Source organism: Stenotrophomonas sp. YJH_SMC_135, from assembly GCF_059372355.1.
Genome location: NZ_JCAFVN010000001.1, coordinates 543,048 through 568,565, shown reverse-complemented (window position 1 = coordinate 568,565; position 25,518 = coordinate 543,048). Strand labels below are relative to the sequence as shown.

The 25,518-nt window shown below is 67.1% G+C and carries 22 protein-coding genes; 16 read left to right on the top strand and 6 right to left on the bottom strand.

The features are described 5' to 3' along the window. Window positions 1-30: 30 nt before the first annotated feature. The 10 genes from rseP (at window position 31) to AC5P98_RS02765 (ending at window position 14,241) form a co-directional block, all read left to right on the top strand. Window positions 31-1,389 (top strand): RIP metalloprotease RseP, encoded by a 1,359-nt coding sequence (gene rseP, locus AC5P98_RS02810; RefSeq protein ID WP_495229844.1) that lies wholly within the window; start codon window positions 31-33, stop codon window positions 1,387-1,389. Between the two features lie 74 nt (window positions 1,390-1,463). Beyond that, window positions 1,464-3,827, top strand: a complete 2,364-nt coding sequence (gene bamA, locus AC5P98_RS02805; protein WP_032956838.1) for an outer membrane protein assembly factor BamA — start codon at window positions 1,464-1,466, stop codon at window positions 3,825-3,827. 381 nt (window positions 3,828-4,208) lie between these two features. Continuing rightward, on the top strand, window positions 4,209-5,231 hold the full coding sequence (gene lpxD, locus AC5P98_RS02800) for a UDP-3-O-(3-hydroxymyristoyl)glucosamine N-acyltransferase (RefSeq protein ID WP_014646493.1): 1,023 nt from the start codon (window positions 4,209-4,211) through the stop codon (window positions 5,229-5,231). Further along, on the top strand, window positions 5,228-5,686 hold the full coding sequence (gene fabZ, locus AC5P98_RS02795) for a 3-hydroxyacyl-ACP dehydratase FabZ (protein WP_005415845.1): 459 nt from the start codon (window positions 5,228-5,230) through the stop codon (window positions 5,684-5,686). The genes lpxD and fabZ overlap by 4 nt, the downstream gene beginning before the upstream one ends. A gap of 16 nt (window positions 5,687-5,702) precedes the next feature. Then, window positions 5,703-6,494: an acyl-ACP--UDP-N-acetylglucosamine O-acyltransferase gene (gene lpxA, locus AC5P98_RS02790; protein WP_014646492.1), complete on the top strand. Its 792-nt coding sequence runs from the start codon at window positions 5,703-5,705 to the stop codon at window positions 6,492-6,494. A 53-nt stretch (window positions 6,495-6,547) separates the two neighbouring features. Then, window positions 6,548-7,750 (top strand): lipid-A-disaccharide synthase, encoded by a 1,203-nt coding sequence (gene lpxB / locus AC5P98_RS02785; protein ID WP_134967132.1) that lies wholly within the window; start codon window positions 6,548-6,550, stop codon window positions 7,748-7,750. Further along, window positions 7,747-8,406, top strand: a complete 660-nt coding sequence (rnhB, locus tag AC5P98_RS02780) for a ribonuclease HII (RefSeq protein WP_014646490.1) — start codon at window positions 7,747-7,749, stop codon at window positions 8,404-8,406. Before lpxB ends, rnhB begins: the two co-directional genes overlap by 4 nt. A 237-nt stretch (window positions 8,407-8,643) precedes the next feature. Next, window positions 8,644-12,234, top strand: coding sequence for a DNA polymerase III subunit alpha (gene dnaE / locus AC5P98_RS02775; protein WP_049405357.1), 3,591 nt, complete (start codon window positions 8,644-8,646; stop codon window positions 12,232-12,234). A gap of 64 nt (window positions 12,235-12,298) precedes the next feature. Next, on the top strand, window positions 12,299-13,168 hold the full coding sequence (locus AC5P98_RS02770) for a hypothetical protein (protein ID WP_014646488.1): 870 nt from the start codon (window positions 12,299-12,301) through the stop codon (window positions 13,166-13,168). Window positions 13,169-13,281: 113 nt separating this feature from the next. Beyond that, the gene (locus tag AC5P98_RS02765; protein WP_014646487.1) at window positions 13,282-14,241 is read left to right on the top strand and encodes an acetyl-CoA carboxylase carboxyltransferase subunit alpha; all 960 of its coding nucleotides are present in this window, start codon (window positions 13,282-13,284) and stop codon (window positions 14,239-14,241) included. A gap of 139 nt (window positions 14,242-14,380) precedes the next feature. On the opposite strand, the gene AC5P98_RS02760 is transcribed toward AC5P98_RS02765, so the two are convergent. Next, a complete protein-coding gene (locus AC5P98_RS02760; protein ID WP_014646486.1) occupies window positions 14,381-14,836 on the bottom strand; it encodes a CopD family protein in 456 nt (151 codons plus the stop codon). A gap of 149 nt (window positions 14,837-14,985) precedes the next feature. Between AC5P98_RS02760 and AC5P98_RS02755 the strand changes: the two genes are divergently transcribed. After that, the gene (locus AC5P98_RS02755) at window positions 14,986-15,576 is read left to right on the top strand and encodes a class I SAM-dependent DNA methyltransferase (RefSeq protein WP_049405359.1); all 591 of its coding nucleotides are present in this window, start codon (window positions 14,986-14,988) and stop codon (window positions 15,574-15,576) included. Window positions 15,577-15,669: 93 nt separating this feature from the next. Continuing rightward, a complete protein-coding gene (locus AC5P98_RS02750; RefSeq protein WP_014646484.1) occupies window positions 15,670-16,977 on the top strand; it encodes a polyhydroxyalkanoate depolymerase in 1,308 nt (435 codons plus the stop codon). A gap of 110 nt (window positions 16,978-17,087) precedes the next feature. Here the strand turns inward: AC5P98_RS02750 and AC5P98_RS02745 are convergent, their stop codons facing one another. Together AC5P98_RS02745 and AC5P98_RS02740 are read right to left on the bottom strand one after the other, a co-directional pair. Next, window positions 17,088-18,077 (bottom strand): sensor domain-containing protein, encoded by a 990-nt coding sequence (locus AC5P98_RS02745; RefSeq protein ID WP_014646483.1) that lies wholly within the window; start codon window positions 18,075-18,077, stop codon window positions 17,088-17,090. Further along, a complete protein-coding gene (locus tag AC5P98_RS02740; RefSeq protein WP_004150914.1) occupies window positions 18,074-18,439 on the bottom strand; it encodes a PadR family transcriptional regulator in 366 nt (121 codons plus the stop codon). Before AC5P98_RS02740 ends, AC5P98_RS02745 begins: the two co-directional genes overlap by 4 nt. Before the next feature lie 136 nt (window positions 18,440-18,575). Here AC5P98_RS02740 and AC5P98_RS02735 point away from each other — a divergent pair, with 136 nt between their 5' ends. Next, window positions 18,576-19,478, top strand: coding sequence for a peptidylprolyl isomerase (locus tag AC5P98_RS02735; protein WP_049405362.1), 903 nt, complete (start codon window positions 18,576-18,578; stop codon window positions 19,476-19,478). Between the two features lie 588 nt (window positions 19,479-20,066). On the opposite strand, the gene AC5P98_RS02730 is transcribed toward AC5P98_RS02735, so the two are convergent. Continuing rightward, window positions 20,067-20,939 carry a DMT family transporter gene (locus AC5P98_RS02730; RefSeq protein ID WP_049406973.1) on the bottom strand — a complete coding sequence of 291 codons (873 nt, stop codon included), beginning with the start codon at window positions 20,937-20,939 and terminating at the stop codon, window positions 20,067-20,069. Between the two features lie 115 nt (window positions 20,940-21,054). On the opposite strand from AC5P98_RS02730, the gene AC5P98_RS02725 reads away from it, so the two are divergent. Then, complete coding sequence (locus AC5P98_RS02725; protein ID WP_049406975.1) at window positions 21,055-21,999, top strand: LysR substrate-binding domain-containing protein; 945 nt, start codon at window positions 21,055-21,057, stop codon at window positions 21,997-21,999. A 68-nt stretch (window positions 22,000-22,067) separates the two neighbouring features. Then, the gene (locus tag AC5P98_RS02720; protein ID WP_005408721.1) at window positions 22,068-22,361 is read left to right on the top strand and encodes a hypothetical protein; all 294 of its coding nucleotides are present in this window, start codon (window positions 22,068-22,070) and stop codon (window positions 22,359-22,361) included. Between the two features lie 31 nt (window positions 22,362-22,392). On the opposite strand, the gene AC5P98_RS02715 is transcribed toward AC5P98_RS02720, so the two are convergent. Further along, the gene (locus AC5P98_RS02715) at window positions 22,393-23,208 is read right to left on the bottom strand and encodes a DUF4349 domain-containing protein (RefSeq protein ID WP_049406979.1); all 816 of its coding nucleotides are present in this window, start codon (window positions 23,206-23,208) and stop codon (window positions 22,393-22,395) included. Continuing rightward, window positions 23,205-23,561, bottom strand: a complete 357-nt coding sequence (locus AC5P98_RS02710; RefSeq protein ID WP_049406982.1) for a GFA family protein — start codon at window positions 23,559-23,561, stop codon at window positions 23,205-23,207. Before AC5P98_RS02710 ends, AC5P98_RS02715 begins: the two co-directional genes overlap by 4 nt. Before the next feature lie 112 nt (window positions 23,562-23,673). Between AC5P98_RS02710 and AC5P98_RS02705 the strand changes: the two genes are divergently transcribed. Next, window positions 23,674-25,482 carry a DUF885 domain-containing protein gene (locus AC5P98_RS02705; protein ID WP_032956825.1) on the top strand — a complete coding sequence of 603 codons (1,809 nt, stop codon included), beginning with the start codon at window positions 23,674-23,676 and terminating at the stop codon, window positions 25,480-25,482. Window positions 25,483-25,518 lie beyond the last annotated feature (36 nt).

The following is a 25,518-nucleotide window of genomic DNA, read 5'->3' as shown; positions in this document are numbered from 1 at the left end:
CGCCGCCCCTGCCCGCCACTGTGAGCCTGCATGACTGACTTCATCGGATCGGTCTGGTGGATGATTGTCAGCCTCGGGCTGCTGGTCACGTTCCACGAGTTCGGGCATTACTGGGTCGGGCGCCTGTGCGGGGTCAAGATCCTGCGTTTCTCGGTCGGCTTCGGCCGGCCGCTGTGGTCGCGCCGCGACCGGCATGGTACCGAGTTCGCCATCGCCGCCATTCCGCTGGGTGGCTACGTGAAGTTCCTCGACGAACGCGAGGTCGAAGTCCACCCGCACGAGCGCGGCCAGGCCTTCAACCACAAGACGGTCTGGCAGCGCATCGCGATCGTTGCCGCCGGCCCGATCGCCAACCTGCTGCTGTGCATCCTCCTGCTGTGGGCGATGTTCGTGATCGGCAAGCAGGATTACTCGCCCACCGTCGGCCGCGTCAGCGGCATCGCCGCCAGTGCCGGCCTGGCCAGCGGCGACCGCGTGCTGCGCGTGGACGACCGTCAGGTGGTCACCCTCGGCGAGGCCAGCATGGCATTGACCGCGGCTGCGATGGACCGCCGCGACGTGAAGCTGGAAGTGCTGGATACGGCCGACCAGGTGCGCACGCGCACCCTGCCGCTGTCGCAGCTGCCGGCGGGTTTCGATGAGCGGCGGGTGCCGCTCCTGGCTGGCATGTACTGGCAGTCGTGGCTGCAGCCCGCGCTGGTCGAGTCGCTCACCGCGGACTCCGTGGTGGCCGGGCAACTGCAGCCGGGCGACCTGATCGTGGCCATTGACGGCCAGCGCATCGACGGCGCCGACCAGGTGATCGGCGAGATCCAGGCGCTGGGCCGTGCCGGTGGGCCGGGCATGATCGAGGTCCTGCGTGGCGGCGAGCGCCTGGCGCTGGAAGTGACGCCACGCAAGGGCCAGGACGCCAAGGGCGGCCCCACGTGGCAGATCGGCGTTCAGTTCCCGACCAAGTTCAGCCCCCCCTACGACACCCTCCTGCGCTACGGCCCCCTGGACTCGGTCACCGTCGCGGTACGCGAAACCGGGCGCCTGGCGGCCGACTCGCTGGGCATGATGGGCCGCATCGTCACCGGCAAGGCCTCGCTGCAGAACGTTTCCGGGCCGGTCACCATCGCCCGCGTGGCCAATGTCTCGGCCAAGCGCGGCCTCGACTGGTTCCTGCAGTTCCTTGCCCTGCTGTCCCTCAGCCTGTGCATCATCAACCTGCTGCCGATCCCGATCTTGGACGGCGGCCACCTGCTGTATTACCTTATCGAGTTGGTCAAGGGCAGCCCGCTGAGCGAGCGTGCCATCGCCGCCGGCCAATACATCGGCCTGGCGTTGCTGGCCGGGCTGATGGGGTTGGCGTTCTACAACGACATCCTCGGCCTGGTCCCGCGATGAACTTTTCCATGTTGTTGCCGTCTACAGCGTCGGCATCCCGCACCAATGAAATCGACCTTCCTACCGGACGTGACATGACGCGACTCCCCAATCGCCGCCTGCTGGCCCTCGCCCTCGCCGCCGTCACCGGCGCTCCCGCCCTGGCCCAGGCAGCCGAGCCCTTCACTGTCAGCGACATCCGCGTCGATGGCCTGCAGCGCATCAGCTCGGGCACGGTATTCACCTACCTGCCGGTGGAACGTGGCGAGACGGTTACCGACAACAAGGTCGGCGAGACGATCCGCGCCCTGTACAAGACCGGCTTCTTCGAAGACGTGCAGTTGGACCGCCAGGGCACGATCCTGGTGGTGACCGTCAAGGAACGTCCGGCGATCAACAAGCTGACCGTGACCGGCAACAAGGACATCAAGTCCGACCAGCTGCTCAAGGGCCTGTCCGACATCGGCCTGACCGAGGGCGGCACCTTCGATCGCCTGAGCCTGGACCGCGTGACCCAGGAACTGCGCCGCCAGTACAACGACCGTGGCAAATACAACGTCGACATCACCCCGACGGTGAGCCCGCTGGACCGCAACCGCGTGGACATCGCCATCGCCATCAAGGAAGGCAAGGCGGCCAAGATCCGCCACGTCAACCTGGTCGGCACCGAAAAGTTCGAGAGCAAGGACATCCTGGAGACCTGGGAGTCCAAGGAGCACAACTGGGCGTCGTGGTACCGCCGTGACGACCAGTACTCCAAGGAAAAGCTGTCCGGTGACCTGGAAAAGCTCAACTCCTGGTACCTGGACCGCGGCTACGTCGATTTCAGCATCGATTCCACCCAGGTCTCGATCAGCCCCGACAAGCGCGACATGTTCCTGACCGCGGGCGTGACCGAGGGTGCGCAGTACAAGATCTCCGAGATCAAGGTCAGCGGCGACACCATCCTCCCGCAGGAGGACGTCGAGCGCATGGTGATCCAGAAGTCCGGCGACACGTTCTCGCGTGCCCTGCTGGAATTCAGCTCGGACACCATCACCAATTCGCTGTCCAACATCGGCTACGCGTTCGCCAAGGTGAACCCGATCCCGACCACCAACCGCGCCGAGCAGACCGTCGCCATCAACATGCAGGTCGTGCCCGGCCCGCGCGTGTCGGTGCGCCGCATCCTGTTCCGTGGCAATACCCGCACCTCCGATGAGGTGATGCGCCGCGAAATGCGCCAGTTCGAGAACAGCTGGTACTCGCAGGCCGCGATCGACCGCTCCAAGATCCGCCTGCAGCGCCTGGGCTACTTCGAATCGGTGGAAGTGGAGACCCCGGCCGTCAGCGGCAGCAACGACCAGGTCGACGTCGTCTACAACGTCAAGGAAACCACCTCGGGCAGCTTCGTGTTCGGCCTGGGCTACTCGCAGTCCTACGGCATGACCACCTCGGTGCAGCTGTCGCAGAACAACTTCCTTGGCGGCGGCAACCGCGTGTCGGTCGAAGCCTCGCGCAGCAGCTACCTGCAGCGCTACGGCTTCAGCTACACCAACCCGTACTTCACCGATGACGGCGTGTCGCTGGGCTATAACCTGTCCTGGCGCGAACTGGACTACTCCGACTTCAATACCGCGCAGTACAACAGCACCAATGGTTCGGCGCAGGTGGTGTTCGGCGTGCCGCTGACCGAGACCGATACCGTCTCGCTGATGTTCGGCATCGACAGCAACCAGATCACCACCTACCAGGGCTCGACCCCGCAGTCGATCATCGACTACATCAACGCGGTCGGTAAGCGCACCTTCCACGCTTGGCGCACCGAGCTGGGCTGGGCGCGCGACTCGCGCAACGACTACTTCATGCCGACGCGCGGCACCTACCAGCGCATCGGCCTGGAAACCACGCTGCCGGGTTCGACCATCGAGTACTACAAGCTGAACTACCAGATCAGCAAGTACTGGCCGATCATGCCGTCGCTGGTGATCAACACCCGCGCGGAAATCGGCTACGGCGATGCCTACGGCAACGACTACACCCGTACGCTGACCAATCCGGATGGCACCACCCGCACCGTCACCGCCAGCGGCCTGCCGTTCTTCGAGAACTTCTACGCCGGTGGCACCAACTCGGTGCGCGGCTTCGAGGACAACACCCTCGGCCCGCGCGAAGTCACCACCGGTTATCCGGAAGGCCAGCCGCTGGGTGGTTCGCTGAAGACCGTCGGTTCGGTCGAAGCCTACTTCCCGCGCCTGTTCGACAGCCCGTCGGCACGCGTGTCGGCCTTCGTCGACTTCGGCAACGTCTACAATGGCACCCAGAACTTCAAGGCCAACGAGCTGCGCGTGTCCACCGGCGTGGCCCTGCTGTGGCGCGCCCCGGTCGGCCCGATCTCGATCAGCTACGCCTTCCCGCTGAAGAAGGAAGACGATGACAAGATCGAGCGTCTGCAATTCACGTTCGGTGGCCAGTTCTGAGGAACGTTGTTCCCCAGAACTGATCCACCTCCGGTGAATTGCCCGCGCATTTCACCTATCCCCCGCGCCGCTGGCGCGCCCCCCTTAACAAAGGGGGGCTCTCCACCAGACGGGGTGCGAAGCGCCGGGCATTGCCCGGCGTTTTCGTTTTGCAGATGACACTGCACGGCACGGGCTTTTGGCCGCGCTCGCGGGAAATTGTCCAGAGGCGGCGGGTGGCCCTGGACAGGACCGTTGGCGCCATGGATGGCGCCATCGAGCACCATGGAGGGGGTTTTGCGTGTCCTGGCCAGGGCCACCCGCCGCCTCCCGCCCGTACCAGGCAGGCGCCAAGCCCTGCCCCCGCATGACCGAAATGGCGCCACACGTTAAACTCCCGCCGTGAATACTCCCACCTACACCGCCCAGCAACTCGCCGAGCAGTTCGGCCTGCAGGTCCATGGCGACCCCGCCACCGCCATCCATGGCGTGGCCACCCTCGCCCATGCCGGCCCTGGCCAGCTGACCTTCCTTGCCAACCCGCGCTACCGCGCCCAGCTGGCCGACAGCCAGGCCTCGCTGGTGGTCCTGCGTGCCGACGACGCCGAGGCCGCCCCGGGCACTGCGCTCGTCGCCAAGGACCCGTACACCGCGTTCGCCAAGATCGCCGCGCTGTTCGACATCGCGCCGACCCGCCCACCGGGCATCCACCCAAGCGCAGTCATCGACCCCAGCGCCCAGGTGGCCGCCAGCGCCCATATCGGCCCGTTCGTTTCGGTCGGTGCGCGCAGCGTGGTCGGCGAGAACTGCATCATCGGCACCGGCAGCGTGATCGGCGAGGACTGCAGCCTGGACGCCGGCTGTGAACTGATCGCCCGCGTGACCCTGGTCACCCGGGTCACGTTGGGCAAGCGCGTGCGCGTGCATCCCGGTGCCGTGCTCGGCGCCGACGGTTTCGGCCTGGCGATGGACGCTGGCAAGTGGATCAAGGTGCCGCAGCTCGGCGGCGTCCGCATCGGCGACGATTGCGAGATCGGCGCCAATACCTGCGTCGACCGCGGCGCGCTGGAAGACACCGTGCTGGACGAGGATGTGCGCCTGGACAACCTGGTGCAGATCGCCCACAACGTGCAGATCGGCGCGCATTCGGCCATCGCCGGCTGCACCGGCATCGCCGGCAGCGCCAAGATCGGCCGCTACTGCCTGCTTGGCGGCCACGTTGGCGTGGTCGGCCACCTCGAAATCTGTGACAAGGTCGTGATCACCGGCAAGTCGGTGGTCCGCAACTCCATCCATGAGCCAGGCGAGTACTCGTCCGGCACCCCGTTGACCGACAACCGCACGTGGCGCAAGAACGCCGCGCGCTTCAAGCAGCTGGACGCATTGGCTCGCCGCGTCCTGGCTGCTGGCAAGGAGAAAGAATGAACGATTCGCTGCAGCTTCCGATCGATGTCTGCCAGATCCAGGAACTGCTTCCGCACCGCTACCCGTTCCTGCTGGTGGACCGGGTGCTTGAACTCGACGTCGAGGCCAAGCGCATCCTGGCGCAGAAGAACGTCAGCATCAACGAGCCGTTCTTCCAGGGCCACTTCCCGGGCCGCCCAATCATGCCCGGCGTGCTGATCATCGAAGCGCTGGCGCAGGCCGGCGGCGTCATGACCCAGCTCACGCTCGGCCGCGATGCGCAGTCCAAGCTGTTCTACATGGTCAAGGTGGAAAACGCCCGCTTCAACAAGCAGGTCGTGCCCGGCGACGTGCTGATGCTGGACGTGCAGATGAAGCGCCTGATCCGCAACATGGGCTGGTACTACGGCGAAGCCAAGGTCAACGGCGAAGTCGTCGCGTCGGCCGAGGTCATGTGCGCCGGCGCCAAGGGCTGATCCACTGGAGGCAGCAATGACTGACAACGCACCGCGGATCCACCCCACCGCCGTCATCGATCCGGCCGCGCGCCTGGCCGACGATGTGCAGGTGGGCGCCTTCACCCTGATCGGCCCCGATGTTGAAATCGGCGCCGGCACGGTGGTGGGCCCCCATTGCAGCATCCACGGCCCGACCCGGATCGGCCGCGACAACCGCTTCGTCGGTCATGCCGCGATCGGTGGCGAGCCGCAGGACAAGAAGTTCGCCGGTGAGCGCACCGAACTGGTGATCGGCGACCGCAACGTGTTCCGCGAGTTCGTCACGCTCAACCGTGGCACCGGCGGCGGCGGCGGCATCACCACCATCGGCAACGACAACTGGATGCTGGCCTACACGCACGTGGCGCACGACTGCCATGTCGGCAATTTCTGCGTGTTCTCCAACAACACCACCCTGGCCGGCCACGTGACCGTGGGCGACTACGTGATCATCAGCGGCTTCGCCGGTGCCCACCAGTTCTGCCGCATCGGTGCGCATGCCTTCCTCGGCATGGGCGCGCTGACCAATGGCGATGTACCGCCGTTCACCATGGTCGGTACCGATTCGCTGGGCCGCCCGCGCGGCATCAACAGCGAAGGCCTGAAGCGCCGCGGCTTCGACGCCGACCGCATCTCGGCCATCAAGCGGGCCTACCGCACGCTGTACGTGGCCGGCCTGCCGTTGGCCGAAGCCAAGCAGCAGCTGACCGAACAGGCGCGTGACAGCAATGACGTGAAGGCCATGCTGGACTTCATCGAGCACGCCGAGAGGCCCTTGCTGCGATGAGCAGCACGACCGGCCAGGCGGCGGCCGGCGCCGCGGTGATTCCGTTGGCCTCGATGGCCGGCAGCGTTCCCGCACAGCGGGTGCTCAGCGAGCGCCCGTTGCGGATCGCGCTGGTTGCCGGCGAAGCGTCCGGCGACCTGCTCGGTGCGGGCCTGGTGCGTGAACTGAAGGCGCGCTTCCCGAATGCCGAGTTCGCCGGCATTGGCGGCGATGCCATGCGCAGCGCCGGCTGCCAGACCTGGCACGATGCCAGCGAGCTGGCGGTGATGGGCCTGACCGAAGTGCTGCGCCACCTGCCGCGGCTGCTCAAGCTGCGCTCGGCGTTCCGCCAGCGCGCCCTGGAATGGCAGCCGGACGTGTTCATCGGCATCGACGCACCCGACTTCAACCTGGGCATCGAGCGCTGGCTGAAGCAACGCGGCGTGCGCACCGTGCATTACGTCAGTCCCTCGGTCTGGGCCTGGCGCGAGAAGCGCGCCGAGAAGATCGGCAGCAGCGCGGACCTGGTGCTGTGCCTGTTCCCGATGGAACCGCCGATCTATGCCAGGCACGGCATCGACGCACGCTTCGTCGGCCACCCGATGGCCGATGACATTCCGCTGCAGGGCAACCGCGAGGAAGCCCGTGCCGCGCTCGGGCTGCCGACCTCGGCCAAGGTGCTGGCGGTGTTGCCGGGCAGCCGCCTGGGCGAGATCTCGCGCCTGGGCGAACCCTTCTTCGAAGCCGCCTGGCAGGTCTCTGAACGCATTCCGGGCCTGCATGTGGTGGTGCCTGCCGCCAACCCGGCCTGCCGGCAGCTGATCGAAGAACAGCTGTCGCGCTCGGCATTGCCGGTCGCCTACTCGCACGTGCTGGATGGCCAGGCGCGCAACGCGATGATCGCCGCCGACGTGGTGGTGCTGGCCTCCGGCACCGCGACCCTGGAAGCCATGCTGGTGAAGCGGCCGATGGTCGTCGGTTACCGCGTCAACGAACTGACCTATCGCCTGGTCAAGGCGCTGGGCCTGATCAAGGTCGACCGCTTCGCCCTGCCCAACATCCTGGCCGGCCAGGACCTGGCGCCGGAGCTGATGCAGCACGACTGCACGCCGGACAGGCTGGCCGCGGCCATCCAGCAATGGTTCGACCACCCGCAGCGGGTGATCGACCTGCAGGACACGTACGTGCGACTGCACGAGCGCCTGCGCCGCAATGCTTCGGCGCGTGCCGCCGATGCCGTCGGCGAACTGCTGATGCGCGACCAGGCGCAGGCATGAGCCGCCGTCACGCCGCAGCGGCCAGCCTGGCCCTGTTCGACGGCGCGACGGTGGTCGAGCCGGAACGCCTGGTCGCTGGCGTCGACGAGGCCGGACGTGGCCCGCTGGCCGGGCCGGTGGCAGTGGCGGCGGTGGTATTCGATCCGTCACGGCCACGCATCAACGGCCTGGACGATTCCAAGCAGTTGACGGCGGCCCGCCGCGAGCAGCTGCATGACCGCATCATCGAGCGTGCCCTGGCCTGGCACGTGGTGCTGGTGGACGTGGACACCATCGACCGCCTGAACATCTACCAGGCCACCCTGCAGGGCATGCGTGACGTCGTTGCAGCGGTTGCCCATGTGGCCGGCTTCGCCCGCATCGATGGCAACGTGGTGCCCAAGGGCCTGGTGCTGCCGGCGCAGGCGCTGGTCGGCGGCGATGGCATCGACCGCGCGATCATGGCCGCCTCGATCCTGGCCAAGGTTTCGCGCGACCGTTACATGCAGGACGTGCATACCCGCCACCCGCAGTACGGCTTCGAACAGCACAAGGGCTATGGCACCCCGGCCCACCTGGCCGCCCTGCGCGAGCACGGCCCCTGCATGGAGCACCGGCGCAGCTTCGCCCCGGTGCGTGAGTGCCTGGGCCTGACGCAGGCGGCGGCCATCGCCTGAGCCTGCTGGAGTTGTAGAGCCGAGCCCGTGCTCGGCTGCTGTGGACAGCCGAGCATGGGCTCGGCTCTACAGAAGGCGGCCTCCCGCACGCCTGAATCCGGCGCCACGCCGTGCCCCTGTCAAGCCTTGTGGCAACCCCCTGCCCTCGCTACCCTGACCGGGCATTCCAGCGCTTCCCGACCCCGGCGACGATCGTCCGTCAGCACCCGGGGCCCGCGCGCTCCAACCTGGTCCGGCATGTCCAACTCCCGCTTCGTACATCTCCACGTCCACACCGAGTTCTCGCTGGCGGACTCCACCATCCGTGTGCCGGCCAAACCGGACCAGGCGGACCCGAAGAAGGCCAAGCAGGCCAACCTGCTGTCGCGCTCGGTCGAACTCGGCCTGCCCGCGCTGGCGGTGACCGACCTCAACAACCTGTTCGCCCTGGTCAAGTTCTACAAGGCCGCCGAAGGCGTGGGCATCAAGCCGATCGCCGGTGCCGACGTGCTGATCGCCGAGGAAGGCCAGGACCCGTGGCGGATGACCCTGCTGTGCCGCGACCGCGAGGGTTACCTGAGCCTGTCGCGGCTGCTGACCCGCGCCTGGATGGAAGGCCATCGCCCCGAGGGCGGCGTGGCCGTGCACCCGGACTGGCTGAAGGCCGGCAACGCCAACCTGTTCGCATTGGCCGGGCGGCAGAGCCTGGCCGGGCGCCTGGCGCTGGACGGCAAGCATGAACTGGCCGAGCAGCAGCTGGCCGACTGGCAGCGCGTGTTCGGCGATGGCCTGCACCTGGAGCTGACCCGCACCGGCCGCGAGGGCGAGGAAACCTTCAACCAGTTCGCGCTGATGGCCGCCGGCCAGCGTGGCCTGCCGGTGGTGGCCAGCAACGACGTGCGCTTCCTGTCGCCGTCGGACTTCAGCGCGCACGAAGCGCGCGTGTGCATTTCCACCGGCCGCGTGCTGGACGACCCCAAGCGCCCGCGCGAATACAGCGACCAGCAGTACCTGAAGTCGGCCGAGGAGATGTGCGCGCTGTTCGCCGACATCCCCGATGCGATCGACAACACGCTGGCGCTGGCCGAGCGCTGCAACATCGAGATGCGGCTGGGCACCTACTTCCTGCCCAACTACCCGGTGCCGGACGACGAGACGCTGGACACCTGGATCCAGAAGATGTCGCGCGATGGCCTGGAAGAGCGCCTGGAGAAGAATCCGCTGGCGCCGGGCAAGACCCGCGAAGAGTATTTCGAGCGCCTGGAATTCGAGCTCAACACCATCATCAAGATGGGCTTCCCGGGCTACTTCCTGATCGTGGCCGACTTCATCCAGTGGGGCAAGAACCAGGGTATTCCGATCGGCCCCGGCCGTGGTTCGGGTGCCGGTTCGCTGGTGGCGTGGGCGCTGAAGATCACCGATCTGGACCCGCTGCCGTACAACCTGCTGTTCGAGCGCTTCCTGAACCCGGAACGCGTGTCGATGCCCGACTTCGACATCGACTTCTGCATGGACCGCCGCGACGAGGTGATCGACTACGTCGCCCGCAAGTACGGGCGCGAGCGCGTCAGCCAGATCATCACCTACGGCACCATGGCCGCCAAGGCGGTGGTGCGCGACTCCGGCCGCGTGCTCGGCTTCCCGTACGGCCTGGTCGACGGCGTCTCCAAGCTGATTCCGAACATTCTGGGCATCCACCTGAAGGATGCGCTGGGCAAGGGCAAGGAAGGCCCGAGCTCTGAGATGGCGTCGGCCGAACTGATCCAGCGCTACGAGACCGAGGACGATGTCCGCGACCTGATCGACCTGGCGCTGCAGCTGGAAGACCTGACCCGCAACGCCGGCAAGCACGCCGGTGGCGTGGTGATCGGGCCCGAGCCGCTGAGCGAGTTCTGCCCGCTGTACGCCGAACACGACGAGAACGGCCTCGGCAAGAATCCGGTCACCCAGTTCGACAAGAACGACGTGGAAGAAGTGGGCCTGGTGAAGTTCGACTTCCTGGGCCTGCGCACGCTGACCATCATCGACTGGGCGGTGAAGGCGATCAACAAGCGCCATGAGCGCGCCGGCATCCCGCCGGTGGACATCGCCGCGATCCCGCTGGACGACACGCCCACCTACAGGGACATCTTCGCCAACGGCAATACCGGCGCGGTGTTCCAGTTCGAATCCTCGGGCATGCGCCGCCTGCTGAAGGACGCGCGCCCCGACCGTTTCGAAGACCTGATCGCGCTGGTGTCGCTGTACCGCCCCGGCCCGATGGACCTGATTCCCTCCTTCAATGCGCGTAAGCACGGCCAGGAAGAGATCATCTATCCCGATCCGCGCACCGAAGCCATCCTGAAGGACACCTACGGCATCATGGTGTACCAGGAGCAGGTCATGCAGATGGCGCAGATCGTCGGCGGCTACTCGCTGGGCGGCGCCGACCTGCTGCGCCGCGCGATGGGCAAGAAGGTACCGGCCGAAATGGCCAAGCACCGCGAGATCTTCCGCGAAGGTGCAGCCAAGGGCGGCGTCGATGGCCCCAAGGCCGACGAAATCTTCGACCTGATGGAGAAGTTCGCCGGCTACGGCTTCAACAAGTCGCACGCCGCTGCCTACGCGCTGGTCAGCTACCAGACCGCCTGGCTGAAACGCCATTACCCGGCTGAGTTCATGGCGGCCACGCTGTCGTCCGATCTGGACAACACCGACAAAGTGGTCGGCTTCCTCGACGAGGTGCGCAACCTCGGCCTGACCGTGCTGCCGCCCAAGGTGAACCAGTCGGCCTTCATGTTCGAAGCGGTGACGCCGGACACCATCCAGTACGGCCTTGGGGCGATCAAGGGCGTCGGCCAGGGTGCCTGCGAGGCGGTGGTCGAGGAGCGGCTGAAGGGCGGCCCGTTCAAGGACCTGCTCGACTTCTGCACGCGCGTTGGTTCGGCCAAGCTCAACAGGCGCACGCTGGAAGCGATGATCAACTGTGGTGCGTTGGACGAGCTCGGCCGCAACCGTGCCTCGCTGATGCTGCAGCTGCCGGAGGTGATCAAGGCTACCGACCAGATGGCCCGCGAGCGGGCTTCGGGACAGAACTCGTTGTTCGGTGGCCCGGACCCGAGCGCGACCACGATCCAGCTGGACCTGCCCGAAGCCGAGGAGTGGCCGCTGCTGCAGCGCCTGAACGGCGAGCGCGACACGCTGGGCTTCTATCTCAGTGGCCACCCGTTCGATCCCTGGCGCGACGATGTGCGCGATCTGGTCGGCAACGACCTGGGTTCGGTGGAGAAGATCTGGAGCGCCAACAGCGGTGGTGGCGCCGGCGGCGAAAAGCGCTGGCGCCCGGAAGTGCAGACGGTGCTGGCCGGCCAGGTGGTCGGCGTGCGCCGCAAGGGCGAGAGCCAGATCTTCATCCAGCTTGAGGACGGACGTGGCCGCGTCGAGTGCAGCGCGTTCTCCGACGCGATGGCCGAGTTCGGCCACCTGATGACCAAGGACCGCATCCTGGTGGTCAAGGGCGGCCTGCGCGAGGACGAGTTCAATGGCGGCTTCGCGCTGCGCATCCGCCAGTGCTGGGACTTCGATGAGGTCTGCGCCAACTACGCCACGCGGCTGTCGCTGCGCCTGGACCTGCGCCAGCAGCGCCCGGTCTGGGAGCGCATCGATGCGCTGCTCGACCGCCATCGCCCGGGACGGACGCCACTGCGCCTGGACCTGCTGCTGAAGGGGCCGCACGGCGGCGTCGCCGGCATGCTCGATGTGTCCGGGCAGAGCGCGGTACGCATCGATTCCAAGCTGATGGAGGCGCTGCGCGCCGACCCGGCCGTGCGCACGCTGAAGGTGCGCTACAGCCCGCCATGGGCCAGCTGAGGCTGGCTCCCTCACTGTCCTGTCTCCCCTGTTTCCCCGTTCCAAGTATCAAGGACGATTGCCGATGAAGACCCTGCTGTTCCCGTTCGCTGCCGCACTGGCCCTGGCCGCCTGCTCCCCGTCGAAGATCGAGTTCCAGATCGACAACCCGACCGACACGCCGCTGGCGTTGAGCATCGACGGCCAGGACCTGCCGGTGGCCGCACAGGGCTCGCGCCCGGTCTCGCTCGCTGTCGGCGAGCATCGCCTGCATACCGACAAGCTCGGTGATGTGCGCTTCATCGTCTACGTCGACGGTCGTGGCGGGCTGATCAATCCGACCCTCAGCGAGTATGTGATCGCCCGCGAGATCTACGTCACCGACGAGAGCAAGGTGAAGAACTTCGGCGTCGGCAACAGCGGTATCCAGCTCGGCGGCGTCGACTTCGAAGGCCCGTTCGAGAAGCGCCACGACCTGTTCATCGACAAGACCTGGACCTACGGCGTGCGCGAACCCTTCCCCAAGGAAAAGGTGGTGGCCCACGTTGATTCCAGCGGCGGCCAGATCGTGGCCAAGGTGTTCACCGCTCCCGACTTCATCGCTTACGTGGAAGAAGGCATGGGCGAGCCCGGCGCGTTCAAGCGCGAACAACCAGGTGGCTACGTGGCCCCGGCCTACAGCCTGGAACCGGCCCCGGCCAGCCTGCCGGCGCTGGTGCCGGCCTTCGAGGCCCACGCCGCGCCCCTGCGCGAGGTCTACGCGCGCTGGCTGAAGGCCACCACCGCCGATGAACAGAAGGCCCTGCGCAAGCAGGATTTCGCCGCGCAGATGGCCTTCACCTCGGCCACTGCCACCCTGGGCAGCGGCCTTGGCCGGGAAGCCAACGAGGCCTACAACGACTTCGTCTCCCAGCGCAGCCAGTTGATGGGCCGCAGCGCCCTGGTGGTGCCCTGAGCTGACTGGCGCCCCCTGCCCGGCTGCGCTACCGTCGCCTTCCAGACGAAGGCGTACGGGTGGTTTGCACGCATTCGGCTAGAATTCCCCCCTTCTTTACACGACGGCTTCCGATGAATCCGAACTACCTCGACTTCGAGCAACCCATCGCCGACCTGGAAGCCAAGATCCAGGAGCTGCGCAACGCCAGTGCCGGGCCGGCGGTCAATGTCGAGGCGGAAGTGCACGCGCTGCAGGACAAGCTGCGCATGCGCACCGCGCAGATCTTCCGCAACCTGACCTCGTGGCAGGTGCTGCAACTGGCCCGCCACCCGTCGCGCCCGTACACCGCCGACTACCTCCGCGTCATGTTCGATGAGTTCCAGGAGCTGGCCGGTGACCGCGCCTTCGCCGACGACAAGGCGATCATGGGCGGCCTGGCCCGCATCAATGGCCGCGCGGTAATGGTGATCGGCCACCAGAAGGGCCGCGACACCAAGGAAAAGATCAAGCGCAACTTCGGCATGCCCAAGCCGGAGGGTTACCGCAAGGCACTTCGCCTGATGAAGATGGCCGAGCGCTTCGGCCTGCCGGTGCTGACCCTGATCGACACCGCCGGCGCCTGGCCGGGCATCGACGCCGAGTCGCGCGGCCAGTCCGAAGCGATCGCGCGCAACCTGATCGAGATGGCCGAGCTGAAGGTGCCGATCATCTGCACCGTGATCGGTGAAGGCGGCTCCGGCGGTGCGTTGGCACTGGGTGTGGGCGACCGCACCGTGATGCTGGAATACGCGGTGTACTCGACCATCACCCCGGAAGGCTGCGCCTCGATCCTGTGGAAGGACGCGGGCAAGGCCAAGGAAGCGGCCGAACAGCTGGGCCTGACCGCGCCGCGCCTGAAGAGCCTGGGCCTGGTCGACAAGGTCGTGCGCGAGCCGACCGGTGGCGCCCACCGCAACCCGACGCAGATGGCCAAGCGCCTGAAGGCCGTGCTGCTGAACGAACTGGACGCGCTGGACAAGCTGTCCACCGAACAGCTGCTGGAACAGCGCTACACGCGCCTGCGCAGTTACGGCACGTACGAAGCAGCCTAAGCCCGGTAGTGCCGGCTGCTGGCCGGCAACACGAGGTGATTGCAGAAATGAAAGAGCCGGGCATTTGCCCGGCTCCTTCGTTTGCGCCCTGACAGCATCCACGCATGGCGTGGATCTACCGGACGCAGGTGACCCCGCCTCAGAACGGCTTGGCCAGCACCAGCCACACGATCGGAATGAACGCCAGCAGCGGGATCTCGTTGATCCAGCGCAGCGCGCGCGACGACGGCAGCGCCCGGCCCTTGGCCACGCCCTTGAGCAGGCGGCCGGTCCAGCCGAAGTACACCAGCAGCACCACCACCAGCCCCAGCTTGGCGTGCAGCCAGCCGGCAGCTCCCGGCGCCACCATGGTCGGGAAATCGGGGATGACCTTGTAGCCCAGCCACAGCACCAGGCCGAGCAGGAACGCCAGGCCGAACATCGAGTGGCCGAAGCGGTACAGGCGCAGGCCCATCAGCTGCAGGCGCTCGGTCACCGCCGGCTGGCCCGCGGTCTCGGCCAGGTTCACCAGGATGCGCGGCAGGTAGAACACCGTGGCCATCCACGCCACCACGAACACGATGTGGAAGGTCTTGACCCAGTAGTAGCTCTGCATGCGCTCGCTCCGGCGGCTGGCGTAGGTTGTCGGCCATTCTCGCATGCCGTGGCGAAGCCGCCGCAGGCACGCCCGCCGCGACACATCGACGCATGGCGCGCCGCAACACCGTACGATAGGCGCCGTTTTCCCCGATCGCGCACCGCCCCATGGACAAGACCTACGACGCCGCCTACTTCCAACGCTGGTACCGCCGTGCCGACATCGGCGGCAGCGCCCGCCTGGCGCGCAAGGTGGCGTTGGCCGTGGCCAGCGCCGAGTACTACCTGGAGCGGCCGATCCGCAGCGTGCTGGATATCGGCTGCGGTGAAGGCGCCTGGCGCGCGCCGCTGCTGAAGCTGCGTCCGAAGGTCGAATATCTCGGCTTCGACAGCAGCGAGTACGCTGTGCGCCGCTACGGCAGGACCCGCAACCTGCACCTGGCCCGCTTCGGCGACTTCGCCTGGCTGCGGCCCTGCGCTCCGGTCGACCTGCTGGTGTGTTCGGACGTGATGCACTACGTGCCCGACCGCGAGCTGCGTGCAGGACTGGCCGGCGTGGCCGAGCTGACCGCCGGCGTGGCCTTCCTGGAGACCTTCGCCGCCGAGGACGCGTTCGAAGGCGACCACGACGGCTTCCAGGCCCGACCGGCGCGCTGGTACCGCCGCACGCTGGCCGGCCAGGGCCTGCAGCCGGTAGGGTCGCACTGCTGGCTCGGCCCCGCCCTGGCAGGCGATGCGGCCGCGCTGGAACGGATGTGAATCCGGATTCATTATTTTCAGCCGACTTAACCTGCGGGACACCCGGATGGGATATGCTGCGCGGCAACATATGACCATACATATTCGGTCGTCATGCTCTATCAACTGCACGAACTGACCCGCAACCTGCTCGCCCCCTGGGTGCACCAGGCCCAGGCCAACGCCAGGTTCTTCGCCAACCAGGGCCACTGGTGGTCGCAGATGCCCGGTGCTGATCGCCTGGCGGCGGTCAATGAACTCTTCCACCGCATCGGCAAGGATTACGAGAAGCCCGAGTGGGGCATCAACGAAATCGACGTCGATGGCGAGCGCGTGCCGATCGTCGTGCACGAGGAAGTGAGCAAGCCGTTCTGCAAGCTGCTGCGCTTCAAGCGCCACAGCAATGAAGCCGACCAGTTGCACACCATGCTCAACCAGCCGTTCGTGCTGGTGGTGGCGCCGCTGTCCGGCCACCACGCCACGCTGCTGCGCGACACCGTGCGCACGCTGCTGCGCGACCACCGCGTGTACGTCACCGACTGGGTCGACGCGCGCATGGTGCCGGCCAGCGAAGGCGAGTTCGGGCTGGATGACTACATCGCCTACATCCAGGAGTTCATCCGCCACCTCGGCGTCGAACGCCTGCACGTGGTGAGCGTGTGCCAGCCGACCGTACCGGTGCTGGCCGCGGTTTCACTGATGGCCAGCCGTGGTGAACCGACGCCGCGCACGCTGGTGATGATGGGTGGCCCGATCGATGCGCGCTGCAGCCCGACCGCAGTGAACAACCTGGCCACGCAGAACCCGCTGTCGTGGTTCGAGAACAACGTCATCCACACCGTGCCGGCCAGCTATCCGGGTGCCGGCCGCCGCGTGTACCCGGGCTTCCTGCAGCACGCCGGCTTCCTGTCGATGAACCCGAGCCGCCACTTCAGCTCGCACTGGGATTTCTACACCGACCTGGTCAAGGGCGACCTGGAAGACGCCGACGCGCACCGTCGTTTCTACGACGAGTACAACGCGGTGCTGGACATGCCGGCCAGGTACTACCTCGATACCATCCGCGTGGTGTTCCAGGACTTCCTGCTGCCGCGTGGCGAGTGGGTGGTCAACGGCGAGAAGGTCGATCCGTCGGCGATCCGCGATACCGCGTTGCTGAGCATCGAAGGCGAGCTGGACGACATCGCCGGCCTTGGTCAGACCGAAGCCGCGCAGGCGCTGTGCACCGGCATCACTGCGGACCGCCGTGAGCATTTCATCGTCGAAGGTGCCGGCCACTACGGCATCTTCAGCGGCCGTCGCTGGCGCGAGGTGGTGTACCCAAAGGTGCGCGACTTCTTCGCCGCGCATGCCGAAGCCCCGGCGGCGAAGGCCGCGAAGAAGAAGAGCAACGTCACCCCGTTGCGGCGCAAGGCGGGGTAATGCCCCGCCCGGGGTCGGATCCCTTTCCAACGGAAAGGGCTCTGACCCCAGCATGATGGGATCCGGGGTCAGAGCCCTGTTCTGCGAACAGGGATCCGACCCCTGGCCTGTTACAACCGCACCAGCAGGTTCTTGGCAATCAGCCCATGCAGCTTGCCGATGCCGCGTGCCAGGTGCATCGTCAGCACCAGCAGCAGTGCGCCCGCCGCAGCAACCGCGATCGCCACCAGCGGCGAGGCCGCCATCGGCAGCACATTCACGTCGTTGATGTACACGCCGGGGATGTCACCACTGAAGATCGCCGCGACCGGCGCCCAGATCAGGCTCAGCGACAGCGACAGCAGCGTCACCGCGATGGTGAAGTAGATCACGCCCAGCGGCAGCATCAGCACGAAGTACAGCAGCGTCAGCCAGGTACGGCCATCGGTGAACATGTCGCCGATGCGCTGCAGCCAGGTGCGGCTGCGGTCGGTGTAACGCGGGCGGCGCGGCATGCGCTCGCCCAGCAGCGCTTCCACCAGCCGTCCTTCCAGCAGCGCCAGCCCGCGCACCGAGCCGAAGAACAGCACGGTCAGCGGAATGCCGATGATCAGGATCAGCAGGCCCAGCGACAATGACAGGCCGGTCACCACCCAGGTGAAGAAGAAGATGCCGGTGGCCAGCGACAGCAGCATGTAGAACAGCGCACCGTAGGTGTGCGGATCGGTCACCACGCCGAAGAAGCGCGCCAGCAGCGAACGCTGCACCGGCGCCTGCGGCGGTGAGGCCGGCTCGACGCCACTGGCTTCCGCCGCTGCACGCAGCACCGGCGCGGTATCCGCACGCGGCGTACGCAGCGCGCGGTTCACCGTCACTTCGGTCTCGCGGTAGATGTCGGCCACTTCATCCGGCGCGCCATAGCTGCCGGCAACGTCGGCGATCACCTCGGCCTCGCTGCGGCCGGGCTGCGCCGCCAGCTCCGAGCGCAGGTATTCCTCGGCGTCGTACAGCGCGTCCTGCACCATCGCCGGATCGGCACCTTCCAGCGCCGCGCGCAGCTGCGCCAGGTACTGCGGGATGGTCGTGGGCAGGGCGCGGCCTGCCAGGCTCGGGTCGTTCATTGCGGTACCCCCTCCAACACGGAATCGACGGAATCGCGGGTGGCCTGCCAGGCCTGGCGCCACTGCGCCAGCACCTCGCGGCCACGTTCGTTGATGCGGTAGTAGCGCCGCGGCGGCCCGCTGCTGGAAGGTTCCACATGGCTTTCCAGCAGGCCGGCGCCCTCCAGGTTGCGCAGTACCGGGTACAGCGCGCTCTGCTTGCCGCTCAGCACGCCCTCGCCCACCCGCTCCAGCTCCTTGGCAATGAGGTAGCCGTACAGCGGCTCCCCGGCCCGGGCCAGCACCGCCAGCAGGGCCAGCGACACCGTTCCGGCGCTGAGCTCCTTCTGGAACTTCTTCAGGTGGACATCGTCCTCGGACATGACCGGCCCTCCACTACGTTGAAGTCCACAGTAGTGCGAAGTTCGGTATAGCGAATGTGTCGTTAGTCACTCTCCCGGTTGGCGCCGCTGCGCGGCTCGCGCAGAATCGAAGCCTCGTTCATGTTCCGGGGTTCCCATGCCGCACCGCCGTTGCCTTGCCCTGACCGCCCTCGCCCTGGCCTGCCTGCTGCCCGCCCTGGCCAGCGCGGCCACGCCCTACCGCAGCCCTCAGCAGATCCTCGACGCCTCGGCGGCCAGCGACTGGCGCACCCCGGACCCGGCCAACCTGCTGTACATGGACCTGCCGGCCGGTCGGGTCATCATCGAGCTGGCCCCGCAGTTCGCCCCGCGCCATGTCGCCAACATCCAGACCTTCGCCCACGAGCATTTCTGGGACGGCACCAGCATCTACCGCTCGCAGGACAACTTCGTGGTGCAGTTCGGCGATGCCGACGCCGATGACGCAGCCAAGGCCAAGCCGTTCGGCAGCGCCGCGCGCAAGTTGCCGGCCGAGTTCGAGCGCGCCAGCGCCGGCCTGAAGGTCACCGTGCTGCCGGATCGCGATGGCTGGGCCGCGCAGACCGGTTTTGTCGACGGCTTCCCGGTCGGCCAGGACCCGCAGGCCGGCAAGGCCTGGCTGGCACATTGCTACGGCATGCTGGGCGCGGGCCGCAGCAACGAGGAAGACAGCAGCATCGGTGCCGAACTGTACGTGGTGACCGGACAGTCGCCGCGCCAGCTGGACCGCAACATCACCCTGGTCGGTCGCGTGCTGAAGGGCATGGAACTGCTCAGCGCGACGCCGCGCGGGCCGGCGCCGATGGGCTTCTACACCGACCCGACACTGCGCGCGCCGATCGTGTCGATCCGCCGCGCCAGCGACGTGCCGGCAGCCGAGCGCACGCCGATCCAGGTACTGCGTACCGACTCGAAGACCTTCGCCGATACGGTGGAGGCGCGGCGCAACCGCGTGGATGATTTCTACAAGCGTCCGGCCGGGCATATCGATCTGTGCAATATTCCGGTGCCGGTGCGCTGATGGTTTCCTGCGCGTGACGCGTGCTGAAGGTGCTTCACTGTTCATGGGCGTTACTTTTCTTTGTACGCAAAGAAAAGTAACCAAAAGAAACGCGCCGCCAGGTCGCGAGCCGCCGTGTTTCGCACGTCGGTCCCCTGCGCTTCTCGGTGAATCAGGGGACGGTGTGCACAAGGCAGCCGACTAGCAGTCGGCTCTACAGGACATCGGCACCTCTTCGCCCCTGATTCCCCTGCGATGCTCGGGTCGCTCAAGGCGGACCCAGTTCAAAGGCCACAGCTGCACCCAGAAGATCCACGCAATGCGTGGATGCTTTTGCTGTTGATCTTGACCTTCCAGTCCGCCTTGAGCGAGCCGAGCACCGCAGGTCTGGCGAGGGCGAAGAGGCGCGGGTGTCTGAGCGCAGCGAGTTCCCGCGCCGTCCCTCGACGGGCCGAGGAGCGCAGGGCACCGGTGCGCAGCACCGGCTCGCGGCCTGGCGGCGTGTTTCTTTGGTTACTTTCTTTGCACGAGCAAAGAAAGTGACACCTCTCCGCAGGCGCGGAAAAGAGCTGCCGGGCAGCGCCCGGCACTACCAGTGCGTCGGCACGCTCAGCCCTTCTGACTCACCGCCACGCTGCCCAGAATCAACACACCCGCAATCAACATCTGCACCGTCACCGCCTCCCCCAGGAACAACCACGCGAAGGCCGCGCCGAACAGCGGAATCAGGTAGGTCACCGTCGACGCCCGCGACGGGCCGATACGACCGATCAGGCGGTAGAACATCAGGAACGCCAGCCCGGTGCAGGCCACGCCCAAGGCAATCGCCGCGCCCCACGCCTTCAGTGGAATCGCCGCCTGCGGCCAGTGGGTCACCGCCATCGGCAGCATCCACAGCGAGGCACACGACAGCGTTGCAGCAGCGGCCGCCGCCGAGGGCAGGCCGGTCATGTGCCGCTTCACCAGGTTCACGCCCAGGCCGTACAGCAGCGAGGCCGCCGCACCAGCCAGCACTGCAGTGCCGATGCTCAGGCCCGAGACTTTGGCCGTGGCCAGTACCACCACGCCGGCGAAGCCGACCAGCAACGCGCCCGCGCGGCGCATGCCGATCTTCTCGCCGAAGAACAGGAAGGCGATCAGCGCGGCAAACAGCACGGTCATCGCATTGCAGATGGCGCCGATCGCCGCAGGGGCTCGCTCGGCCGCGTAGGCGAACAGCACGAACGGCAGCGCCGAGTTGATCAGCCCGATCGGTGCCAGCCACAGCCAGCGCCGCGGTGGGAACTGCGCGCGGGCACGCCACAGGAACGGCAGCAGCACCAGCGCGCCCAGCACCAGCCGCACCTCGACCAGCGCGAACGGGCCGAACGACGGCACCGCCACCCGCATGAACAGGAACGAGCAGCCCCAGATGGCGCCCAGCAGGGTCAACTCCAGCGGTGTGCGCCAGTCGCGCTCGGCCGCCTGTGGGACCGCATTCATGCCTCGCCTCCGTCCATCGTCAATTCCTCGTCAAGGCAGACAGGATCGGGCGCAGACGCCTGCCGCACAAGCGCGTAGTATCGCTGCCAGCCACAAATATGGTTTGAGGCTCGACATGCAGCTACGCCCTTCCCTGCTCCCCGCACTGGCCGTGTTCGCGGTCGCCGCGCGCCACCAGAACTTCGCCCAGGCCGCGCAGGAGCTGCACCTGACCGCCAGCGCGGTCAGCCACCATGTGCGCCGGCTGGAAGAAGTGCTGGAAGTACGCCTGTTCCTGCGCCACGCCCGCGGCGTGCGCCTGACCGCCGAGGGCCGGCAACTGGCCGACGCCGCCAGCGCCGCCTTCACCGATGTTGCGGCCGTCGCCCATCACCTGCAGCCGGATGCCGACAGCGTGCCGTTGCGGATCACCACGCTGCGCTCGCTCTCCTACTGCTGGCTGCTGCCACGGCTGCCGCGCTTCACCCAGGCCCATCCGCACATCCGCATCGAGCTGCACACCGGCAGCGGCCTGGATCGCTACGACGACAATGGGCCGGAAGTCGGCATCCGCTACGGTCTGGGCCAGTGGCCGGGCCTGCGTGCGCAGCACCTGATGGACGACTACCTGTTCCCGGTGGCCTCGCCGGCGCTGGCCGGGGTCGAAGCACTGGTCGATTCGGCGCGCATCGCCGACCTGCCGCTGCTGACCGACCTGTCGCCGCAGGGCTGGCGCGACTGGTTCCGTCATGCCGGCGTGCGCCCGCCCTCGCCGCTGCCGCCAATGCACACCTTCGCCGACAGCACCGATGCGATGCGTGCAGCGGTGTACGGCATGGGCGCGGTGCTGGCACGTACCCACATCGCGCAGCCCTACCTGCAGCGCTACGAGGTGGTACGCCTGCCCGGCCCGGCGCTGAAGGCGCGCTATGCGTATCACGTGGTGCACGCCGAAGGACAACCGCCGAGCCCGGCCGCACGCCTGTTCATCGACTGGTTGCTGGAGCAGGCGCAGGACGAACGCACGCCGATTCCCGCATTGCCGGACAGCCTGCTCGGACGCCCGGCCACACGCGCCTGACTGCGCCCTCACCCGTTCTTTGCCCGGCGCTGGCTAGGCTGCAGGCAACTCCACAACGTACCTACGCCATGGCCATGCTGCGACTGCGCATCACCGGAACCGAAGACGACGCCCGCGCCATCAGCGACCTGCTGCTCGGCCTGGAGGGCATCGAACATGTCGAGGAAACCGACGACCTGATGCCGCACATGGACGACGACGATTCCAGTTCGGCGGGGCTGTCCGATGACATCGGCCCGGGCATCCACGAGCTGGAAGTGGAAGTCGGCAATGAAAGCACCGCGCAGAAGGTGCGCGACGCGGTGCAGGAACTGGCGCTGGAGCTGGATGTGTTCGTCGAGTACGAGACCGACGAGGGCTGACGCCGGCTCCCTGCCGGCATCAGCCGTCACCTCAGCGGGTGGGCGGCAGCGTGCGACGGCGGCGACGCCACCACGCCCGCACACCCCAGGCCACGACCAGGGCCAGCACACCCACCGGCAGCAACGCGGCGACGGCGCGGATCAGGAACGCAATGCTGCCGCTGAGGATTCTGCCCGACTCGCTCAGCGCCTCGCCGATCTCGCTGCGGCTGCGCTGGCCCGAGGTGGTGTCGAAGTGGATCGTCACCAGCTGGGTATCGATGCGCCGACGCTGCTGTGCGGCATCCTTGTTGGCCTGCTCGACGCCTGCTTCGATCTCCGACAGCCGCGTGGTGATCGCCATCAGGTCCTCGATCTTCAGGTCCTTGCGGTCCTGGTAGGACAACAGCCGCGCGTGTTCCTTCTCCAGCCGGGACTTGGTCAGCGCGGTGTCCGCTACTTCCTGCGCGAGGTCCTCCGCGCGCGTGTTGCGCGACTGCAGCGTGCCGCCCTCACCGGCCATCGCGATCAGCGGCTCGGTGCCCTTCGGCGCGATGCGCACCTTCACTTCACCGCTGGGCTGCTCGCCGCCGCGCTGGTCGACCTGCAACACTGCACAGTCGCCGAACTTCGCGCTCTGGCAGGCCTGGGCGATCTGCTGGATGCGCGGTGCGATCTGCGCCGCCTCCAGCTGCACCTGCACGTCATGTTCGTAGGCCAGGAATGCGCCTTCCGGCGAAGCAACAGCGGCATCGGCCGCGGTCGCGCCCGCCTCTGCAGCGCGCTCACCGTTCTTGGCGCAGGCTGCCAGTGCCAACAGCAGCACCGGCACTGCCAGCGTGCGCGTCCACGCGCACAGCGGCCTCACAGCGCGGCTCCGTTGTAGGAGGTCACCGAAAGACCGGCCAGATCCACCTGCGGCACGCAGCGAACGTTCACCGCCACCATCGGTGTGCCGGTACGCGGATCGATCGCTTCGCTGTAGGGGGCGATACCGCATTGGCGGCAGTGGTGATGGTCGATATGCGCCTTGTTGAAGTGGTAGGTGGCCACGTCAGCCGGATCGGTGGCCAGCTGGAACGCCTCGCGCGGGGCGAACCACAGCAGGCTGCCGCGACGGCGGCACATCGAGCAGTTGCAGTCGATGACGTCGCTGATCGGCGCCCCGGCCTGTACGGTGAATGCGATCCTGCCGCAATGGCAGCTTCCCTGGTATTCCATGTCCTGCGCTCCTTTGGAGGGTCCTTGAATCCGCCCATGGTAATCCTATGGCACGGGGACAAAGCAGCGACGGGGCCCTATGCTCAGGGTTTGACCCCGTACAGGAATGCCGATGCGCCCGCATCTTCTTGCCCTCGCCCTGGTCGCTGCGCTCGCCGGTTGCCAGCCTGCCGACGCCCCGACCAACGCTTCCACCCCGGCCACCAGCCAGCAGGCCGGTGACGCGGCGGTCGATGCCGCCTTCGCCGACCTGTCCAAGCGCGCCCTGGACACCTGGATGCAGCTGTCGCCGGTCAGCGCCACCCAGATCGGTGACCACCGCTACGACAGCGAACTGGACGACCTGAGCGCCGCCGGCCAGCAGAAGACCGTGGCCGCCTACAAGGCGCTGCTGGGTGAGCTGGACAAGATCGAGGTGGCCAAGCTGGGCCGCGAGAACCAGGTGGACGCGGCGATCCTGCGCAACCAGCTGCAGTCGGAAATCTGGAACGCCGAAGTGCTCCAGTCCGGCAAGTGGGACCCGCAGCTGTACAACGGCATCGCCGGCAGCGCGATCTATGGCCTGATGGCCCGCGAGTTCGCGCCGCTGCCGGAGCGCCTGAAGTCGGCGACCGCGCGCATGGAAAAGCTGCCGGCGATCTTCGCCCAGGCACGCGAGAACCTGGATCCGGCCCGCGTTCCGAAGATCCATGCCGAGACGGTGGCCAAGCAGAACAAGGGCATCCTCAGCATCGTCGATACCTTCATCACCCCGCACATCGGCGAACTGCCGCAGGCCGACCAGCAGCGCCTGCAGGCCGCCATCGACGGCCTGAAGAAGGCCGTGGACGAGCAGCAGACCTGGCTGGACAAGACCCTGGTGCCGAACGCCAAGGGCGACTTCCGCATTGGTGCGGAAAAGTACGACCAGAAGCTGAAGTTCGCGCTGAGCTCCTCGCTGTCGCGCCAGGAGATCGGTGAGCGTGCACGCGCCGAACTCAAGCGCGTGCGCGAGGACATGTACGGCATCGCGCAGACCGTACTGAAGGACAAGCCGGGTGCGCCGGAGATGCCGGCCCAGCCGACCGACGAGCAGCAGCAGAAGGCGATCGAGGCCGCACTGGAACTGGCCTACGCCGACAAGCCGGCGCGCGACAAGGTGGTCGATGATGCCAAGGCCGCGCTGGAGCAGTCCACCGCGTTCGTGCGCGAGCACGACCTGGTGACCCTGCCCGATGCGCCGGTGGACATCATCCTGATGCCGGAATTCCAGCGTGGCGTGGCCGTGGCCTACTGCGATTCTCCGGGCCCGCTGGACAAGAACCTGAAGACCTTCTACGCCGTGTCGCCGATTCCGGACGACTGGAACGAGAAGCAGGTCGACTCGTTCCTGCGTGAATACAACTCGCGCATGATCCACCTGCTGAGCATCCACGAAGGCACCCCGGGCCATTACCTGGAAGGCTGGCACTCGGCCAAGTTCCCCTCCACCCTGCGTGCGGTGCTGCGTTCGGGCCTGTTCGCCGAAGGCTGGGCGGTCTACACCGAGCGCATGATGCAGGAGCAGGGCTACCTCGACAACGACCCGCTGTTCCACCTGGTGCAGCTGAAGTTCTACCTGCGCACGATCTCCAACGCGATCCTCGACCAGGGCGTGCACGTGGACAACTGGGATCGCGAGAAGGCGATGCACCTGATGACCCACGACGCGTTCCAGCAGGAAAGCGAAGCGGCCGGCAAGTGGGTGCGCGCGCAGCTGACCTCGGCGCAGCTGCCGACCTACTTCGTGGGTGCGCAGGAACACTTCGACACCCGCAAGGCGGTGCAGGAAAAGCTGGGCGACAAGTTCAACCTGAAGGCGTACCACGACCAGGTACTGTCCTACGGCGCACCGCCGGTGCGTTTCGCACGCCAGCTGATGCTGGACCAGCCGATCGAGTGATCGGCTGCGGGGCTGAATGCCCCGCGGCTCTGGCAG

Bases quoted from the DNA above. Each gene is read 5' to 3' on its own strand.
- rseP (WP_495229844.1), top strand. From the start codon at position 31: ATGACTGACTTCATCGGATCGGTCTGGTGGATGATTGTCAGCCTCGGG.
- bamA (WP_032956838.1), top strand. From the start codon at position 1,464: ATGACGCGACTCCCCAATCGCCGCCTGCTGGCCCTCGCCCTCGCCGCC.
- fabZ (WP_005415845.1), top strand. From the start codon at position 5,228: ATGAACGATTCGCTGCAGCTTCCGATCGATGTCTGCCAGATCCAGGAA.
- lpxA (WP_014646492.1), top strand. From the start codon at position 5,703: ATGACTGACAACGCACCGCGGATCCACCCCACCGCCGTCATCGATCCG.
- lpxB (WP_134967132.1), top strand. From the start codon at position 6,548: ATGGCCGGCAGCGTTCCCGCACAGCGGGTGCTCAGCGAGCGCCCGTTG.
- rnhB (WP_014646490.1), top strand. From the start codon at position 7,747: ATGAGCCGCCGTCACGCCGCAGCGGCCAGCCTGGCCCTGTTCGACGGC.
- dnaE (WP_049405357.1), top strand. From the start codon at position 8,644: ATGTCCAACTCCCGCTTCGTACATCTCCACGTCCACACCGAGTTCTCG.
- AC5P98_RS02770 (WP_014646488.1), top strand. From the start codon at position 12,299: ATGAAGACCCTGCTGTTCCCGTTCGCTGCCGCACTGGCCCTGGCCGCC.
- AC5P98_RS02765 (WP_014646487.1), top strand. From the start codon at position 13,282: ATGAATCCGAACTACCTCGACTTCGAGCAACCCATCGCCGACCTGGAA.
- AC5P98_RS02760 (WP_014646486.1), bottom strand. From the start codon at position 14,836: ATGCAGAGCTACTACTGGGTCAAGACCTTCCACATCGTGTTCGTGGTG.
- AC5P98_RS02755 (WP_049405359.1), top strand. From the start codon at position 14,986: ATGGACAAGACCTACGACGCCGCCTACTTCCAACGCTGGTACCGCCGT.
- AC5P98_RS02750 (WP_014646484.1), top strand. From the start codon at position 15,670: ATGCTCTATCAACTGCACGAACTGACCCGCAACCTGCTCGCCCCCTGG.
- AC5P98_RS02745 (WP_014646483.1), bottom strand. From the start codon at position 18,077: ATGAACGACCCGAGCCTGGCAGGCCGCGCCCTGCCCACGACCATCCCG.
- AC5P98_RS02740 (WP_004150914.1), bottom strand. From the start codon at position 18,439: ATGTCCGAGGACGATGTCCACCTGAAGAAGTTCCAGAAGGAGCTCAGC.
- AC5P98_RS02735 (WP_049405362.1), top strand. From the start codon at position 18,576: ATGCCGCACCGCCGTTGCCTTGCCCTGACCGCCCTCGCCCTGGCCTGC.
- AC5P98_RS02730 (WP_049406973.1), bottom strand. From the start codon at position 20,939: ATGAATGCGGTCCCACAGGCGGCCGAGCGCGACTGGCGCACACCGCTG.
- AC5P98_RS02725 (WP_049406975.1), top strand. From the start codon at position 21,055: ATGCAGCTACGCCCTTCCCTGCTCCCCGCACTGGCCGTGTTCGCGGTC.
- AC5P98_RS02720 (WP_005408721.1), top strand. From the start codon at position 22,068: ATGGCCATGCTGCGACTGCGCATCACCGGAACCGAAGACGACGCCCGC.
- AC5P98_RS02710 (WP_049406982.1), bottom strand. From the start codon at position 23,561: ATGGAATACCAGGGAAGCTGCCATTGCGGCAGGATCGCATTCACCGTA.
- AC5P98_RS02705 (WP_032956825.1), top strand. From the start codon at position 23,674: ATGCGCCCGCATCTTCTTGCCCTCGCCCTGGTCGCTGCGCTCGCCGGT.